Origin of the sequence: Pseudocnuella soli, assembly GCF_004347775.1 — a bacterium.
GTDB lineage: Bacteria > Bacteroidota > Bacteroidia > Chitinophagales > Chitinophagaceae > Flavisolibacter > Flavisolibacter aquaticus.
Window position 1 is genome coordinate 1573724 of sequence record NZ_CP037755.1, and the last position, 18020, is coordinate 1591743.

An 18020-nucleotide genomic window follows, 5' to 3' on the forward strand; every position below is an offset into this window, starting at 1 on the left:
CATGAATGGACTACCACAGCAGGAAGCATTTGTGCAGCAGATAGGAGGCAAGGAAACAGGGCTTTTTTACCTGACCAATGGCAAGTTGCAGGCCGCTTTTACAAATTACGGTGCCCGGCTGGTGAGCCTGTTGGTGCCGGATAAAAACGGACAACTGCGTGATGTGGTGCTGGGGTTGGATAGCGTGGATGCGTATCAAATGGCGCGGTCTTCTTTTTTGGGATCAACCGTTGGCCGCTATGCCAACCGTATTGCATTTGGTAAATTTTCGTTGGACGGTGTTGAATACAACGTGCCGCAAAACCTGCCACCGCATCATTTACATGGCGGGTTCAATAATTTCCAGGAGCAGGTGTGGGATGCAGCGCAGCCGGATGATGCGACTGTTGTTTTTACATACACATCGCCTGATGGTGAAGAAGGATTTCCGGGCAATGTGCAGGTATCGGCCACATACCAGCTAACGGATCGGGATGAATTACGAATAACCTACTCCGCAACCACTGATAAACCTACAGTGATCAACCTTACCAATCATGCATATTTTAATTTAAACGGGCAGGGCAATGGCACCGTGCTGCAACACCAGTTGGAGATCAATGCAGCTGCTATTACTGAAGCTGATGCAACATCGATTCCTACCGGACGATTGATGCCGGTGGAGGGAACGCCTTTTGATTTTCGTACACCGCAAACTATTGGCAGCCGCATTGATGCAGATAATGAGCAAATCCGTTTTGGCTCGGGTTATGATCACAATTTTGTACTGAATAAATCTGCCGGTAATGAACTGAGTCTTGCTACAAGGACTGTGGGCAATGAAAGCGGCATCACCATGGAAGTGTACACAACTGAACCCGGCATGCAATTGTACACGGCTAATTTTTTGAAAGGTAATGTGCGGTTGCGCAGTGGTGCGATGGATGTAAAAAACTGTGGGTTTTGTTTGGAAACGCAGCATTTTCCTGATTCACCAAACAGGCCGGAGTTCCCTACTACAAGACTAGATCCGGGTGATACTTTTAGGTCGGAAACGGTTTATAGGTTCAGTTAGTTTTCACGCAGAGGCGCTAAGTTTTGAGGCAAAGGCACAAAGAAATGATTGTGTGGGTTCTAATTTTTTAATAAGTGAATGTTTCTTTGACAGGTTTTTTTGTGTTCGCAAAAAACTTGTTTTGGACCTCACAAACAAAAGGCGCAAAAGAAATTATTCTTTGCGCCTTTTGTTTTATTAAAATTATTGGTCAAAATAAAATCAAAACATCCATTGCGCCTTTGTATCAAAACTTAGCGCCTTTGCGTGAAAATGCATTTATAAAATAATCACCGAAGTGCCGTCTTCCACCTGTGCGATGTATGCCGTTAAATCCAGTCCCATAGCGTCTTTGTAAGCTTTGCTTGCTTGGGCTACCAAGTCGTCGATGGCTTCTTCCCGCACCAGGTTGATGGTGCAGCCGCCAAATCCGCCGCCCATCATTCGGGCACCCAGCACAGCATCGTTGTTGCGTACAAAATCAACCAGGAAATCCAACTCTTTGCAGCTTACTTCGTATTGTTTGCTCAGGCCATCGTGGGTAGCAAACATTTTTTTACCCAGGTCATCGAGGTGGCCGTTTTTCAGGTCTTCGCAACCTTGCAACAGACGTTGGATTTCTTCCACAACGTAGCGGCAGCGTTTGTCCACCACTGCATCTTTTGGGGCTACATATTTATCCAGCATTTCCAGTGTTGCATCGCGCAGGCTGGCCACTTCGGGGTGGTGTTCTTTGATCCACGCCACACCTTGTTCGCATTCCTGCCGGCGGGTGTTGTACTCCGATGATGCCAGCGAATGTTTTACATTGGTATTGAGCAGCACTACTTTTACGCCTTCCATATTCAGGGGCACATACTCGTACTCCAATGAGCGGCAATCGAGTTTAATAACATGGCCTTTTTTACCAAACACCGAAGCAAACATATCCATGATGCCTACCCGAACACCAGCGTAGGTATGTTCTGCTTTTTGGGCAATGTCGGTAATTTCTTTGCGGCTGATGCCGAGGCCAAACAATTGATTGAGTGCAAATGCAGTGGCGCACTCCACGGCAGCCGATGAAGAAAGACCTGCACCAATGGGCACATCGCCATCAAACACCAGGTTGAATCCACCAAGTTTATGTCCACGCTTTTGGATCTGGTCTACCACACCCAATATATAATTGGCCCAGCCCCGTGTGGGGTGCACATCGGTAAGGGTGGTGGTATGGCTTTGACCAAACTCACGGGAAAACAGTTTGATGGTATCGTCATCGCGTTTACCAATGGCTACATAAATAGCTTTGTCGATGGCTGCAGGCAGGACAAAGCCATCATTGTAATCGGTGTGCTCGCCAATAATATTTACGCGGCCCGGCGACCGCACCAGCAGAGGTTCTGTGCCATAAGCTTCGCGAAAGGCGGTGGCCACCACCGATGGGTTGAAATTGTTTTGTTGTGCCATGGTTTTGTATGCTATAAAAAACGTACCCGGTTAAGGGATTTACGATTTACGATTTTGGATTTACGATTTGTTTGAAAAAATCAAAGTCGTTCTTTAAATCGTCAATCGTAAATCCGAAATCATCAATCACTTCAATATGTTCTTTATTTGTTCCAGTTCTGCTGTGCTAAACTGACGGTTATTGAGGCATTGCAATGCATCGGTTATTTGCGCTGATTTGGATGCACCGACAATGACCGATGTAATGCGCGGATCTTTCAGCACCCAAGCCAATGCCATTTGCGCCAGCGTTTGTCCGCGGCCCGTGGCCAGGTCGTTCAGTTGCCGCACTTTTTGCAGGTTGGTTTCGGTCAATGCATCGGGCTCAATGGCGCCATTGCCCAGGTGCCGGGCTGCACGGGAACCTTCTGGAATGCCATTTAGGTATTTATTGGTAAGCAGGCCCTGCGCCAGCGACGAAAATGTAATACAGCCAACACCTTCCGCTTCCAGCACATCCAGCAGGCCATCTTCCACCCAGCGGTCGAGCATCGAATATTTGGGTTGGTGTATTAAACATGGCGTACCCAGCGACCGCAATATTTTAATGGCTTCCGCTGCTTCTTTGGGTGGGTAGCTGCTGATGCCCACGTAGAGGGCTTTTCCCTGCCGCACCATTAAGTCCAGCGCCGACATGGATTCGTACAGCGGCGTTTCGGGGTCGGGGCGGTGGTGGTAAAAAATATCAACATACTCCAGGCCCATGCGCTTCAGGCTTTGGTCCAGCGACGCCATCAGGTATTTTTTGGAACCCAGGTCGCCGTAAGGGCCGGGCCACATGCCCCAGCCTGCTTTGGACGAAATGATCAATTCATCGCGGTAGGAGCGCAGGTCTTTGGCCAAAATGCGGCCAAATGTTTCTTCTGCAGCACCAGGTGGCGGGCCGTAGTTATTGGCAAGGTCAAAATGCGTGATGCCGTTGTCGAATGCTGTGTGGATCATATTGCGGCAGTTGGCTAGGTTGTCCAGCTCGCCGAAGTTGTGCCACAGGCCCAGGGAAATGGGTGGCAGTTTCAACCCGCTGTTGCCACAGCGGCGGTATTCCATTTGCGCATAACGCTGATCATTTGCTGTATAAGCCATGAGCTCTTTTTTGGGTGTATAAAAATAGGGGATGGGTGCGGGAAGGAGGCTGATTTAGCTGCGATGGGCGTTTATTATTTACCCACACTTAAAATGGATCATTTGCAAAAGGCGGCACAAATAGTTACCTTTTACCCAAAACGCAACGCATGGAATCATCTTATCTGGGTAGTTCGGAACAACCTTTGGGTCAGGTAACGGAAAGCGACCGGCTGCTGGCCGTGTTGTCGCATGTACTCACGCTGTTCTTTTCATTTGTAGCGCCGCTCATTATTTACCTGATCAAAAAAGATGAATCGCCTTTTGTGCGGGAACATGCAAAGGAGTCGCTCAACTTTCAGATCACGCTGGCCATTGCTTATATCGTGTCGTTTATCTTAATGATTGTACTGATTGGGATTTTGATGCTGATGGTGATTGGCGTGGTGCACTTGGTGCTGGTGATTGTGGCAACGGTTAAAGCTGCCGAAAACAAGATGTATCGTTACCCGTTTTGTATAAGGTTGATTCGTTAAACAGTATTATTAGTCGGTATTATTTCATAAAAAAAGCTGTCTTGAATGAGACAGCTTTTTTTATGAAATAATATAAGTTGCTAAATCTTACGCATCGATCCGTGCATACTTGGCATGGCTTTCAATGAACTCGCGGCGCGGGGCCACTTCATCGCCCATCAGCATGCTGAAGATACGGTCGGCTTCGGCGGCGCTTTCAATGGTTACCTGCTTCAGGGTGCGGGTGTCGGGGTTCATGGTAGTGTCCCACAACTGGTCGGAGTTCATTTCACCCAAACCTTTGTATCGCTGAATGGTTACCGAGTCTTCTTTGCCGGCGCCCAGCTTTTCCACCAGTGCCTTGCGTTGTTCTTCGTTGTAAGCATATACCTGTTCTTTACCGCGTTTTACCAGGTAAAGCGGCGGCTGTGCAATGTACACGTAGCCCTGCTCCACCATTTCTTTCATGTAGCGGTAAATAAACGTAAGGATCAGTGTGGCGATGTGCGAACCATCCACGTCGGCATCGGTCATGATGATCAGCTTGTGGTAGCGCAGCTTGGTAATGTTCAACGCCTTAGGATCTTCGGGGGTGCCCACCGTTACGCCCAGCGCGGTGTACATGTTGCGGATCTCCTCGTTCTCGTAGATCTTGTGCTCCATGGCCTTTTCCACGTTCAGGATTTTACCACGCAGCGGCAAAATAGCCTGGTAGCTGCGGTCGCGGCCCTGTTTGGCCGTACCACCCGCCGAGTCACCTTCCACCAGGTACAGCTCGCAACGCTCAGGGTCCCTTTCGGAGCAGTCGGCCAGTTTGCCGGGCAAACCGCCACCGCTCAGTACCGATTTGCGCTGCACCATTTCGCGGGCCTTTTTGGCAGCCGCACGGGCCTGTGCCGCCAGAATCACTTTTTGAATGATGTTCTTGGCCTCGCGGGGGTTTTCTTCCAAAAATGCTTCCAATGCACGGGATACAGTGCTGTCCACCACACCCGAAACTTCGCTGTTTCCCAGCTTTGTTTTGGTTTGGCCTTCAAACTGCGGCTCAGGCACTTTTACAGAAATAATGGCGCTGAGGCCTTCGCGGAAATCGTCGCCTTCGATCGTTACCTTGGCTTTTTCAAACAAGCCGTTTTTATCGCCATACGATTTGAACACCCGGGTAAGCGCCCTGCGGAAACCCGCAACGTGGGTGCCCCCTTCAATGGTGTTGATATTGTTTACATACGAGTAAATATGCTCGGTGTAGCTGTCGTTGTAAATGGTGGCCACTTCTACGGCCACGTTGGTCTTTTCGTCGCGGCCTTCTACAAACACCACGTTCGGAATGAGCGGGCTGCGGCCTGCGTTTTTGTCCAGCATTTCCACAAACTCAGAAATACCGCCTTCGCTAAAGAAGGTTTTGGTATAAGTGAGCCCGCTTTCTTCATCGCGTTCCCGCACATCGTTCAGCGTAATGGAAATGCCGCGGTTGAGGTAAGCCAGTTCCCGCATACGGCCTTCCAGGATATCGCGGTTGTACACCCTTTCGGTAAAAATGGTCAGGTCGGGCCAAAAATGCACCTTGGTGCCGGTGGTTTCCGATACGCCGATTTCGCGAACCGGGTATTTGGGAGCGCCAATGCCGTATTCCTGCTCAAATATTTTGCCTTCGCGGCGAACGGTTACATGCAGCTTGGTAGACAATGCGTTTACGCAACTCACACCCACACCGTGCAAACCACCCGAAACCTTGTAAGAGCCTTTATCGAATTTGCCACCGGCGTGCAGCACCGTCATTACCACCTCCAGCGCAGAGCGTTTTTCCTTGGTGTGCATGGCAGTGGGGATGCCCCGGCCGTCATCTTCCACGGAAATGGAGTTGTCTTCGTGTATGGTAACAGTAATGTTTTTACACCATCCGGCCAGTGCTTCGTCAATGGAGTTGTCTACCACTTCGTACACCAGGTGGTGCAGGCCTTTTACGCCAATATCGCCAATATACATGGCAGGGCGCTTACGCACTGCTTCCAGTCCTTCCAAAACCTGAATGCTATCGGCACCGTAGGATGGCGCAGTGGTGGCAGGCAGCTCCGGAATGGGCATTGTTTCGATGATTTCGCTCATGATTTCTTTTTCCATTTTACTGCCGCGGTAAAGGCAGCGATTAAGTGGGCAAATGTACCAAAAAAGCGCCGCCTGACCATGTGTCAGACGTTAAAAAGGGGCTTTATTTTATCCCCAAAAACGGGCCACGGGTAAGGGTTTGCCCCGGCCTGCTCTTTGCTGAATTGGGGGCAAATAAGCCGGTATGAAAAAGCTGATGCTAAAACCATTGATCTGCCTGCCGGCATTGCTGGCTACCACTGGCACCAAAGCCTGCATTACCTGCAACCGGCAGGTGCAGCAAGCCATTTTCGACAGTGCATTTTACCCCAACCTGGCCCTGATGCTGTCGCCCTTTTTTGTGCTGGCGCTGATTGTGGCCGGGCTTGCGGTTTATTTTAAAAAAGGCCATGCCCGGCGGCAGGGGCTGACTAGCGGGCAGGTTTTGGCAAATGGGGTGCCGCTGGCTACCGCTTCATTGGTTCTGGGCATCGGGCTGGGCGGCTTTGTCGATGGCATTTTGCTGCACCAGATTTTGCAATGGCACGAAATGTTGTCGGCTAAAATTCCGCCCGATACGCTGGTGAATAAGTCGGTAAATATGTTTTGGGACGGCATTTTTCACGCCTTTTGCCTGCTGGTGGTGCTTACCGGGATGGTGATGCTGTGGCGGGTAAGTAAGCGGCAAGATGCGGACCGGTCGGGTTACCTGCTGGCCGGCGGGTTGCTGTGTGGCTGGGGTGTGTTCAATATCGTGGAGGGCATTTTAGACCACCAGGTGCTGAAACTGCACAATGTGCGGGAGGTGAGCAGCAGCCCCGAAGCCTGGAACTTTGGGTTCCTGGGTTTCTCCATTATCCTATTGGGCGTGGGCTGGGCGCTGATGCAAAAACGGATTTGAACCACAAAGACACGAAGGAACGAAGGTGCACTAAGCAAATTCTTTGTGCTTCTTTGTTGCTTCGTGTCTTCGTGGTTCAAAAATTTTACAAACTTCAGAGGCTATTTACCCGCTCAGCCATCAGTTGGCGCACCAGGTCTTCCAGCTCGGAGATGCGTTTTTCCAACTCGGGCAGGTTGCGAAACACGGCCTGGCTGCGCAGGGCGCTGGTATAATCGTATGCAGGAGAACCGGTTACGGTGGCTCCCGGAATTTTCAGTGATTTGCTCACACCGCTTTGGGCATTGATGCGGCTGCCGTCGGCAATCTGGATATGACCCACCAGTCCTGCCTGTCCGCCGATCATTACATTGTCACCAATTTTGGTGGAACCCGAAACGCCGGCTTGTGCCGCAATGGCGGTATTGTTGCCCACTTCTACGTTGTGGGCTATCTGGATCAGGTTGTCGAGCTTGGCGCCGGCCTTGATCACGGTAGAGCCAATTGTTGCCCGGTCGATGGTGGTGTTGGCGCCAATTTCAACGCCATCTTCAATCACCACGTTGCCAATCTGAGGCACTTTTTTAAACGAGCCGTCCGACTGCGGCGCAAAACCAAATCCGTCCGAACCAATCACGGTGCCGGCGTGGATGGTTACATTATCGCGCAGGATGCAGCCATAATAAATGCGTACACCGGGGTGGATCACGCAGTTGTCGCCGATCTGCACATTATCGCCAATGAATGCATTGGGGTAAATTTTGGTGTTGTTGCCGATCTTGACATTTTCACCGAAATACGCAAAAGCGCCAATAAATACGCCTTCGCCTACCTGCACCGATTGCGGAATAAAAGAAGGTTGCTGGATGCCTTTCATTTGCTGGGTCGCCATTTCTTGGTACTTGCTCAGCAGCAGGGCAAAGGCCGAATAAGCATCCGGTACGCGGATCAGCGTGGGCTTCACCGGCTCCTTTAATTCGTAGGCTTCGTTTAAAATAACAATCGAAGCTTGGGTGGAATAGAGATAATCTTCGTATTTGGGGTTGGCCAGAAAAGTAAGTTGGTTGTATTGCGCCTCCTCTATTTTTCCAAAGGAATCTACCACGGCATCTGCATTCCCTTCAACTGTTCCTTGAATGATAAAAGAAATCTGGGCGGCTGTAAACTGCATATTTTGTTTGGTGCTAATTCAATAATCAAAAACACATGACCAAAGCTCGTTAGTTTAAACGCCAAATAAGCGTTTTTTATATAACTGGTCGGAAAAAACCGGCTGGCGGAATTTTACCGAAGGTGGCAAAGGTAGTATTTTTTGACAGGGGCCGCCATGTGTTGCAGAATGAGGGCATTGTCCACCTCCGAAATGTCGGCCACCCGGCCGCTTTTAAAAAGGATGCGAATATGCTCGTTCGCAGGGTTGTAGGTGGTGTTTACCGCTTCGCCGGCAAAAGCCAGGTAAGCCGCCTCATGCTCGTTGAGGCGCAGCCGCTCCATTACCGATGCCCGCTTTTGGGCCACTTCGGCCTCCATAAATGGCGTGTTGCGAAACTCGATCTTGAGCAGGCGCCGGTCGATAAGGCCGCGGCTGAGGCGGCTGAGCACCGGATCGAAGAAGCCGCACCACGATTTGAGGGTGCACAAAATATCGGTATCATCGAGCTGGCAAAAACGCTCCAGGTGTTTTAAAAAATCGCCATCGGGTTTGTGTTCTTTTAAAAAAAAGTTGAGCACCGGCGAGGCCGTGGGCAGGTCGATGCCCGCCGCTACCAGCTCCTGTGCCCGTTCGATGGTGCGTACCAGCATTTTTTCCGCAGCCACCACGGTTTTGTGGAGGTACACCTGCCAGTACATCAGCCGGCGCGCCACCAAAAATTTTTCTACCGAGTAAATGGCTTTTTCCTCCACCATCAGCTCGCCGTCGTGTACCACCAGCATTTTCAGGATGCGGTCGTAGCCAATCACGCCTTCCGATACGCCGGTGTAAAACGAGTCGCGGCTGAGGTAATCCATGCGGTCCACATCCAACTGGCCCGACACGAGTTGGTGCAGGAATTTTTTCGGGTATTCGTCTTTAAAGATCTGGATGGCCAGCGAAAGCCTGCCGTCGAGGTTTTCGTTGAGCAATTGCAAAATGAGGATCGAAATTTCCTCGTGGTGCACGCCTCGAATAAGGCGGCGCTCCAGGGCATGCGAAAAAGGCCCGTGGCCGATGTCATGCAGCAGGATGGCTATTTTGGCGCCCAGTTCTTCGTCAGGTGTGATGTCCACGCCTTTGTTGCGCAGCTCGGTAATTGCCAGTCCCATGAGGTGGTACGCACCCAGCGAATGGTGCAGGCGGGTGTGCACGGCGCCGGGGTACACCAGCGATGCAAATGCCATTTGGTGAATGCGGCGCAATCGTTGATAGTATGGATGCGAAATAATTTCCATGATCAGCGGGTGATCGATGGTGATAAAGCCATACACGGGGTCGTTGATGATCTTGCGTACCTGCGCCATTCGGATTTTTGAAGTAGTGAACAAACAAAAGTACGGGCCATAGAGGAAGTCAAAAGGCAAAAGTCAAAAACAAGAAGTGACAGCTTGCTCCACGCCGGTTTTGAATTTTGACTTTTTACTTTTGCCTTTATCCCTGACCTTCAACCATCATAAAACAACTCCATGTCGTTAGCCAACATACTTTGGGTAGATGATGAAATAGAAAGCCTGCGGTCGCAGAAAATGTTCCTCGAAAACAAAGGGTATGTGGTGCACACACTTACCAATGGTTTTGATGCCATTGACTATATCAAGGAAAATTTTGTGGACGTGGTGCTCATCGACGAAAGCATGCCGGGCATTACGGGGCTGGAAACACTGGCCAAAATAAAAGAGGTAAACAGCAGCATCCCGGTGGTGCTCATTACCAAAAACGAAACCGAGAACCTGATGGATGATGCCATTGGCAGCCAGATATCGGATTACCTCATTAAACCCGTAAACCCCAACCAGGTATGGCTGTCGCTGAAAAAGATCATCGACAACCGCCGCCTGGTGGCCGAAAAAACCACCACCGCCTACCAGCAGCAGTTTCGCAACCTGTTTATGGCACTCAACTCCAACCCCGACCACAACGAGTGGATGGGCATTTACAAACAACTGGTGTATTGGGAGCTAAGCCTGCAGCGGTCCGATTCGCCGGAAATGGTGGAAGTTTTCCAAACCCAGAAAGCCGAGGCCAACACGGAGTTTTTCAAATTTATTTCCCGCAATTACGAAGACTGGATCAAGGGCAAAGGCAGCAAGCCGGTAATGTCGCACACCCTGCTGCGCGAAAAAGTGCTGCCGCAAATTGAAAAAGGCACGCCTACTTTTTTTGTGCTGATCGACAACCTGCGCTTTGACCAGTGGCGCACCATACAGCCCATTTTTTCCGAAAGCTTCCGGCTGGTGGAAGAAGATACTTTTTATGCCATTTTGCCCACGGCTACACATTATGCCCGCAACGCCATTTTTTCGGGCATGCTGCCGGTTGAAATAGAAAAAAAATACCACCAGCAATGGAAAAACGATGACGAAGAAGGTGGCAAAAACCTGCACGAAGAAGAGTTTTTACGTTCGTACCTGCGCAGCATTGGCGAAGGCAGCATGAAGGTATCGTACACCAAAGTGCTGCACAACCAGGCCGGCCTCGACCTGGTGGCCAATATGCACAATCTGCTGCACAACGACCTGAACGTGATCGTGTACAATTTTGTAGACATGCTCAGCCATGCCCGCACCGAAATGGAAGTGTTGAAAGAACTGGCCGGCGATGAAGTAAGCTATCGAAGCCTTACTGCATCTTGGTTTGAGCATTCGCCGCTGCACCAGGCCCTGAAAAAGATTGCTGATAAAAACATCAAGATTGTACTGGCCACCGACCATGGATCGGTGCGGGTAAAAACGCCGGCCAAGGTTATTGGCGACAAACAAACTACCACCAACCTGCGGTACAAACATGGCCGCAACCTCAATTACGACAGCCGTGATGTACTGGCTTTCCGCGATCCGAAAGATGCGGGGCTGCCTTCACCGGCCATTAATTCGTCGTACATTTTTGCCGGTGAAGACACGTATTTATGTTACCCCAATAATTATAACCACTACGTAAATTATTACCGCAATACATTTCAGCACGGCGGCATTAGTTTGGAGGAAATGATTGTGCCTGTTGTGCAGATGGTGAGTAAGTAGCAATGACCTTTAATATTCCATCTTTTAAAAAGATGGAATATTTGTTTTACCATTTCAACAAAACGGAAAGTGTATACAATACGCCGACAATCGCGAATAATACCAAAAACCGAAACCCAAGTTCCCGTAGTTTTTCCTTTTGCCCGGTTTTCCAGAAATGGTAATACTGCAGGATCAATCCGGCCCAAAGTAGAGCGATGCCAATCTTGGGCAGCAGAAATAAAAATTCCCGAAAAATGATGCTCAGGAAAATGAGCGCTAATCCGGCCCCGATAAACAGTTTTGAAACTGTGGGCATTTGTGACGAAGGGTTGTTGGTTGCCATCATCTAATTTACCAAGAAAAATTATATTGCTTATTTGTGTAATGCCTTGTGCAGTTTTTAAATAACATGTAATCTTTTCAATGCGTAAGTGAGTAGCGCCAGCAGCGGCAACGTGACGAGCAAAATTTTGGATGCCCGAATAATTCTGATCAGCGGTTCAGAATTACCCTTCCGATGTTGCTTATACACCCACCAAATACGCAGGGACAATATCATCAATCCAATAAATGGTACCCACGAAATGCCTTTATCTAAAAGGAAGAATAGCATGAGCGACAGCACAAGAATGACCATCGATGGAAAAAACAGGGGATATGTAGTTTTGCGCTTTTCGGTAGGCTCCATGCTTCAATATACAACCAGCCGATGAAAACGGCGAGGTAAGCAAGCGGTTAAAAAGGGATTAACTTTGCAACATTCCGGAACGGCAGCATTATAGGTCAGCGGGGCTGATCGAAATTGTTGCAATCGGCGGCAGTGGTTATGAAATACACACAAAACACACTCAATAAAATAGAAAAGGTCGTGTCCGAGTCGGGCTATATTGTGCGCTACGAACGGGGCACCTTCAATAGCGGCTATTGCATTTTGGAGCAGAAAAAAGTAATTGTGCTCAACAAGTTCCTCACACTTGAAGGCCGCATCAATACCCTCATCGACCTGATTCCGCAACTGGGTTTTGATGCCGAGGCCCTCAGCCCTGAAAGCCGCAAAACCTTCGATGATATCATGACCAGGGTGAAGGAATAATTTGAAAATGGGGCAATTTGAAGATTTGAAAATGGAACAGGAATAAAAGCTTCTTGTTTTATTTAAAATAAATAAAGTTGCCCACTTCATTTGTCCCTAGCGATCCGGTGCAACGCGTTTTCTTGAACAATAAGCGACCCCAATAATTAATCGTCAGTAATCAATAATTCACGTCACTCACATTTTCAAATCTTCAAATTCCCCCATTTTCAAATTCTCCCTTTCCGTCATTGTCTTAACTTGCCGCAGTGAATTGCCCACCCCTTACCATTACATTTTTAGGGACCGGAACCAGCAGCGGTGTACCCATGATCGGCTGTACCTGCGAAGTATGCACGTCGGCCGATAAAAAAGACAACCGCCTGCGTTCTTCCATCTTGGTGCAATCGCCCACCACTACGTTTGTCGTTGATACCACCCCCGATTTTCGCTACCAAATGTTGCGGGCCGGTGTTAAAAACCTTGATGCTGTTTTATTTACCCACCCCCACAAAGATCATATTGCGGGCCTTGATGACGTGCGGGCCTACAACTACCTGCAGCAGCGCACCATGCCTGTGTATGCCAGCCAAATGACCATCGATGGATTGATGCGGGAATTTGCCTATGCGTTTGCCGATAAACGTTATCCCGGTGTGCCGCAAATTGAATTGAACAGCATTACCGATGCGCCCTTTTTTATTGGCGATATACCAGTGCAGCCCATCACGGTGTGGCACCTGCGCATGCCCGTGTATGGGTTTCGGTTTGGGTCGTTTACCTACATTACCGATGCCAACCGCATTGATGCGGCGGAGCGGGAAAAAATCAGGGGCAGCCATACCATGGTGCTCAATGCACTGCGCAACGAGCCACATATTTCACATTTTACACTACAAGAAGCCATGACGGTAGTACGGGAACTGGAAGTGGCGCATGCCTATTTTACCCATATCTCGCACCAGTTGGGGTTGCACGCCGCCGTAAATGCCGACCTGCCGCAGGGTATGGAACTTGCATACGACGGGCTGGTGCTGCGCTTTGATGCACAAGTGGGCAGAACCCATATGTAACTTGGCTGAAAAGAGGCGCAGGGCGGCACAAGCCCAAACATCCTTATTTTTATCCTGCTTATTATGTCCCACGGAATAAGAACCAAACGCATTGCCTGAACGGCTCAATGCTTTTTTAATCCCTTAATCCGCGGTTACCCTTTTAACGATTGCACAATATGAATTTTGAAACATCAGAAGTCAGTATGCAGGTAGCACTTGCTGCCCGTGAATTTGCACAGCAACACATCAAGCCCCACGTAATGGAGTGGGACGAAAGCCAGGAATTTCCTACGCAAATTTTTAAAGAACTTGGTCGCCTGGGTATGATGGGCGTGCTGGTGCCCGAACAGTATGGCGGTGCCGGTCTTTCCTACTACGAGTACAAAGCGGTGATTGAAGAAATTGCAAAAGTGGATGGTTCCATCGGCCTGAGCGTGGCGGCACACAACTCGCTGTGCGTAGGCCATATTTTGTTGTTTGGCAACGAAGCGCAAAAGCAGCAGTATTTACCTAAACTGGCCACTGCCGAATGGATTGGCGCCTGGGGACTTACCGAAGCCAACACGGGATCGGATGCGGGCAACATGAAGTGCACCGCCACCCGCGACGGCAACAACTGGGTCATCAATGGCACCAAAAACTGGATCACGCATGGCAAAAGCGGCGATGTGGCCGTAGTGATTTGCCGCACCGGCGAGCCCCGCGCCAAGAACAACGCCACTGCGTTTATTGTGGACCGCAGCAACCCCGGTTTTAGTGGTGGTAAAAAGGAAAACAAGTTGGGCATGCGGGCTTCCGAAACCGCTGAAATGGTGTTTGAAAACTGCGTGGTGCCCGATGCTGCCCGCCTCGGCGAAGTAGGTGATGGTTTTAAGCAATCGCTTAAAGTGCTGGATGGTGGCCGCATTTCCATTGCATCACTAGCGCTGGGCATTGCCAAAGGCGCTTACCAAGCGGCGCTCAAATATGCACAGGAGCGCCACCAGTTCGATAAGCCCATTGCTTCGTTCCAGGGCATTTCTTTTAAGCTGGCCGATATGGCTACGGAAATAGAAGCAGCCGATTTGCTTACGCTGCAGGCCTGCGACCTGAAAATGCGCGGCGAGTCCATGACCAAAGAATCCGCCATGGCCAAATATTACGCTTCTGAAGTGTCGGTGCGGGTGGCGAATGATGCGGTGCAGATCTTTGGCGGTTATGGCTACACCAAAGATTTTCCGGTAGAAAAATTTTACCGCGACGCCAAGCTCTGTACCATCGGCGAAGGCACCAGCGAAATTCAGAAAGTGGTTATTTCAAGGGAAATCCTGAAGTAGTGTTTTGCTTGATCTCTTTTGCACTTTAATATAAGCCTGAGCAAACTTGTAAAGCTTCCATCGCTCCAAGCGATGGAAGCTTTTTATGTAGCCTGCTGTGGTAATACTATTGGGCGCCTGTTGCGTCGCACACTTGTACGTTCTGTATTGCTATTGTACTACCCGTTGCACCTGTAATAAACCGCTGCCCATTATAAGCTGTCATGCCGAACTTGTTTCGGCATCTCCTTGTGCTTTTGTAAATTCCGCAAGATGAAGGGGATGCCGAAACAAGTTCGGCATGACAAACACTAATGACACCCAGCGACCTACTCCACCGCTGATATACTGCTCTTTGTCTACCGACGATGATTTTGCTTGTCATCCTGAGCGCAGCGAAGAATCTGAGCCGGCGCCAAGACTAACAAATAAATACTGGGGAGGTTACCTTTTCTGCATTAAATCCCTAAGCTATAACACTGAGATGCTTCGCTACGCTCAGCATGACAGGGAAAGGCTGCTGCTTAGCACATGCTTCTATTTAACGGGTTGAAAAAGGTAGGCAGAACGAGCACCTAAAACAATAGAAAACTTCTGAACACTAATGCTAAAACCTATTTCCCATTACGCTTTCGCCTTTTGTCTGGTGCCCAAAACAAAGTACAACAACGTTCCCAACGCCGGCACCAGAATTACAATCAACACCCAAACAACCTTGTTGATGCTGTCCTGAAATCGGCTCCTGATAATATCTACCAATGCGACTAAGGGTAATAAAAGAATAACGAGAACGAAGACGAATTCAATAGGTGCTAACGAAGCGATGTGTTTTGGTTTGGTGTTATTTTGTTGCCGCTGTGAATGGGATTTACCACGATCAATTTTTCATCAATCGTTCTTTGCCAGCGTATAGCCGAAGAAAGATAGACACAATAAAATTAATATGGTTGATTAATGATGATTTAGCCGCTTAATGCGACAATGTTTTTTGCTTGTCATGCTGAGCGCAGCGAAGCATCTGGGTGTTGCAAAGGAGGGACGATGAAATAAAAGGCAAACTTCATGATGCCTGAGAGTCATTCTGGTGCCCACTCAGATCCTTCGCTGCGCTCAGGATGACAAAGGCCAGAGCGGGCAACGAAATGAAAAAGTAATGAAAGTGTTGGCTTTGGTATTTGTTCAATGGTAAAATTTGCCCAACAGAATTACCGAACGATGCAGTGTGCGACGCAACAGGTGCTGAATACTATAATGAAAGCTGGGTACATAAAAAAAGCTACCCTGTGAAAGGTAGCTGTGTATCTAGAAGTTCACTTAAGTAAGTCCCGCTGTTTACAAACCATCAAGAAGCTTTACAAAAACGCCGCTTCATCTTCCACGCGGTAGGGCAGGGCGCCATCGCCGCCGGCCATGTTGGCCGTTTGCATGTGCACCAGCTTATAATAATACCCGCCTTTTTTCAGGAGCTCATCATGGGTGCCGCGTTCCACAATGCGGCCGCGTTGCAGCACCACTATTTCATCGGCGTGGCGAATGGTGCTGAGGCGGTGCGCAATAATAATGGACGTGCGGTTTTGCATCATGTTGTTGATGGCATCCTGCACCAGCCGTTCGCTTTCGGTGTCCAGCGATGAAGTGGCCTCGTCGAGGATAAGGATCGGCGGGTTTTTTACCAGGGCCCGCGCAATGGTGAGGCGCTGGCGTTCGCCGCCGCTCAGCTTAGTGCCGCGGTCGCCCACATTTGTTTCGTAGCCCAGCTCTTTTTTAATGATAAAATTATGCGCATTGGCCACTTTGGCGGCGGCCTCCAGTTCGTAGCGGCTGGCGGTTTGCTTGCCAATAAGCAGGTTGGCCGCAATGGTATCGTTGAATAAAATGGGCTCCTGCGTAACAATCGAAATCTGGTCGCGAACCGACTGCAACGAATATTCCCTGATGTTGGTGCCATCAATCAGCAGCTCACCTTCGGTTACATCGTGAAAGCGGGGCACCAGGTCGGCCAGGGTGCTTTTACCGGCACCGGATGCGCCCACCAGTGCAACAGTTTTTCCTTTTTCAATAGTGAGGTTGATGTTTTGCAAAATGGGCACGCCTTCGTACGAAAACGAAACATTGCGCAGCTCGATAGACCGGTTGAATTGCGGCAACATTTTGCCGCCGGCATTATCGTCGATGATGTTGGGCGCATTCAGCACTTCTTCAATTCGGGCAATGGCAGCACTGCCTTTTTGCATGTTGCTGAAGGAGGTGGACAGCGTTTTGGCCGGGTTAATAATATTATACACCAGCACCAGGTAACCGATAAAAGAAGAAGCTTCGAGGTCAATGCCGCTGCTCAGCACCAGGCGGCCGCCGAAATACAGGATGCCGCAAAAAACCACCACGCCCAAAAATTCGGAAGTGGGAGATGCCATATCGCGGCGGGTGATGATGCGGTTTTTGGCCGCCAGCAGCTCGTTGTTGATGCGGAAAAACCGGCCGCGCAGCAGGTTTTCTACATTAAACGCTTTGATCACCCGCAAGCCCGAAAGTGTTTCATCGAGCACCGATACCGACTCGGCATATTTTTCGGCCGCCTCGGTGGAGTTGGTGCGCAGCGACCGCGACACGCGGCCCAGTATCAGGCCCACAAAAGGAATAACGAGCAGAAGGAAAACCGTAAGCCGCGGGCTGATGTAAAACAGCACCGCAAAGTTGATGATGATGGTAAGCGGATCGCGGATCCAGCCCTCCAAAGTGCCCACCACAGAGGCTTCCACTTCGCCAATATCGTTGGTGATGCGGCTGATGAGGTCGCCTTTTTTCTTTTCGGTAAAATAGGCAATGGGCAGTTGCAGTATTTTATTATACAGGTCGGCACGCAGGCTGTTTACCACCCGGTTTTTCAGCGGGTTTAAAATATACAGCGACAAGTAAAGGAACAGGTTTTTGAAAAAAATGGACCCGATGATGAGCAGGCAAATCCAGCCGAGGGTGGCCATTTTACCTTCCAGTCCGCCGCCCGCCGATTGCATGGCCTGGAGCAAAAAGTTGCGGATGGCATCCACCACGGCGTTGTCGCTGTTTTCCACCAGCGCTGTGGTGGAGCCGCCTTTTTCGCCGTAAAAAATAAGTTCCAGAAACGGCATCAGCATGCCCAGCGACACAATGGAAAAAAGGATGGACAGCACGGTAAACAGAAAATACAAAAAGATCTGTCCTTTATAATGGCCGAGGTATTTTAAGATCCGGGCGTATTGCTTCATGGTAAACGGTTCGCCAATTCAGGGGTTCGCCAGGGCACAAATGGGAGTGATGGTTGCGAAATAACAGCCAACTCGTGAACTTTTAAAAACTTG

Annotated in this window: 15 protein-coding genes; 7 read left to right on the forward strand and 8 right to left on the reverse strand. The window is 49.6% G+C overall.

Annotation, left to right across the window (positions count from 1 at the left end):
- Position 1 precedes the first annotated feature (1 nt).
- Positions 2–1054 carry an aldose epimerase family protein gene (locus EPD17_RS06675; RefSeq protein ID WP_132052833.1) on the forward strand — a complete coding sequence of 351 codons (1053 nt, stop codon included), beginning with the start codon at positions 2–4 and terminating at the stop codon, positions 1052–1054.
- Positions 1055–1312: 258 nt separating this feature from the next.
- On the opposite strand, the gene galK is transcribed toward EPD17_RS06675, so the two are convergent.
- Positions 1313–2482 (reverse strand): galactokinase, encoded by a 1170-nt coding sequence (gene galK / locus EPD17_RS06680; RefSeq protein ID WP_132052835.1) that lies wholly within the window; start codon positions 2480–2482, stop codon positions 1313–1315.
- A gap of 126 nt (positions 2483–2608) precedes the next feature.
- On the reverse strand, positions 2609–3604 hold the full coding sequence (mgrA, locus tag EPD17_RS06685; protein ID WP_132052837.1) for an L-glyceraldehyde 3-phosphate reductase: 996 nt from the start codon (positions 3602–3604) through the stop codon (positions 2609–2611).
- 149 nt (positions 3605–3753) lie between these two features.
- Here mgrA and EPD17_RS06690 point away from each other — a divergent pair, with 149 nt between their 5' ends.
- On the forward strand, positions 3754–4119 hold the full coding sequence (locus EPD17_RS06690) for a DUF4870 domain-containing protein (RefSeq protein WP_114235813.1): 366 nt from the start codon (positions 3754–3756) through the stop codon (positions 4117–4119).
- Positions 4120–4206: 87 nt separating this feature from the next.
- Here the strand turns inward: EPD17_RS06690 and gyrB are convergent, their stop codons facing one another.
- Positions 4207–6204 carry a DNA topoisomerase (ATP-hydrolyzing) subunit B gene (gyrB, locus tag EPD17_RS06695; protein WP_277749275.1) on the reverse strand — a complete coding sequence of 666 codons (1998 nt, stop codon included), beginning with the start codon at positions 6202–6204 and terminating at the stop codon, positions 4207–4209.
- A gap of 184 nt (positions 6205–6388) precedes the next feature.
- Here gyrB and EPD17_RS06700 point away from each other — a divergent pair, with 184 nt between their 5' ends.
- Positions 6389–7084: a DUF2243 domain-containing protein gene (locus EPD17_RS06700; RefSeq protein ID WP_204743337.1), complete on the forward strand. Its 696-nt coding sequence runs from the start codon at positions 6389–6391 to the stop codon at positions 7082–7084.
- A gap of 94 nt (positions 7085–7178) precedes the next feature.
- On the opposite strand, the gene lpxD is transcribed toward EPD17_RS06700, so the two are convergent.
- Positions 7179–8234 (reverse strand): UDP-3-O-(3-hydroxymyristoyl)glucosamine N-acyltransferase, encoded by a 1056-nt coding sequence (gene lpxD / locus EPD17_RS06705; protein WP_114235816.1) that lies wholly within the window; start codon positions 8232–8234, stop codon positions 7179–7181.
- Between the two features lie 113 nt (positions 8235–8347).
- Positions 8348–9562 carry an HD domain-containing protein gene (locus tag EPD17_RS06710; RefSeq protein ID WP_132052839.1) on the reverse strand — a complete coding sequence of 405 codons (1215 nt, stop codon included), beginning with the start codon at positions 9560–9562 and terminating at the stop codon, positions 8348–8350.
- Between the two features lie 162 nt (positions 9563–9724).
- Here EPD17_RS06710 and porX point away from each other — a divergent pair, with 162 nt between their 5' ends.
- On the forward strand, positions 9725–11278 hold the full coding sequence (porX, locus tag EPD17_RS06715; RefSeq protein ID WP_132052841.1) for a T9SS response regulator signal transducer PorX: 1554 nt from the start codon (positions 9725–9727) through the stop codon (positions 11276–11278).
- Positions 11279–11660: 382 nt separating this feature from the next.
- Here the strand turns inward: porX and EPD17_RS06720 are convergent, their stop codons facing one another.
- A complete protein-coding gene (locus tag EPD17_RS06720; RefSeq protein ID WP_132052843.1) occupies positions 11661–11948 on the reverse strand; it encodes a hypothetical protein in 288 nt (95 codons plus the stop codon).
- Positions 11949–12086: 138 nt separating this feature from the next.
- On the opposite strand from EPD17_RS06720, the gene EPD17_RS06725 reads away from it, so the two are divergent.
- The 3 genes from EPD17_RS06725 to EPD17_RS06735 all read left to right on the forward strand — a co-directional run bounded on the left by EPD17_RS06725 (position 12087) and on the right by EPD17_RS06735 (position 14703).
- Positions 12087–12353: a hypothetical protein gene (locus EPD17_RS06725; protein WP_132052845.1), complete on the forward strand. Its 267-nt coding sequence runs from the start codon at positions 12087–12089 to the stop codon at positions 12351–12353.
- A 248-nt stretch (positions 12354–12601) separates the two neighbouring features.
- Positions 12602–13405 carry an MBL fold metallo-hydrolase gene (locus EPD17_RS06730; RefSeq protein WP_132052847.1) on the forward strand — a complete coding sequence of 268 codons (804 nt, stop codon included), beginning with the start codon at positions 12602–12604 and terminating at the stop codon, positions 13403–13405.
- Positions 13406–13590: 185 nt separating this feature from the next.
- On the forward strand, positions 13591–14703 hold the full coding sequence (locus EPD17_RS06735) for an acyl-CoA dehydrogenase family protein (protein WP_317126718.1): 1113 nt from the start codon (positions 13591–13593) through the stop codon (positions 14701–14703).
- Between the two features lie 603 nt (positions 14704–15306).
- On the opposite strand, the gene EPD17_RS20405 is transcribed toward EPD17_RS06735, so the two are convergent.
- Both EPD17_RS20405 and EPD17_RS06745 read right to left on the reverse strand, forming a co-directional pair.
- Positions 15307–15441, reverse strand: coding sequence for a PLDc N-terminal domain-containing protein (locus EPD17_RS20405; protein ID WP_204743338.1), 135 nt, complete (start codon positions 15439–15441; stop codon positions 15307–15309).
- Between the two features lie 593 nt (positions 15442–16034).
- Complete coding sequence (locus EPD17_RS06745; RefSeq protein WP_132052851.1) at positions 16035–17927, reverse strand: ABC transporter ATP-binding protein; 1893 nt, start codon at positions 17925–17927, stop codon at positions 16035–16037.
- Positions 17928–18020 lie beyond the last annotated feature (93 nt).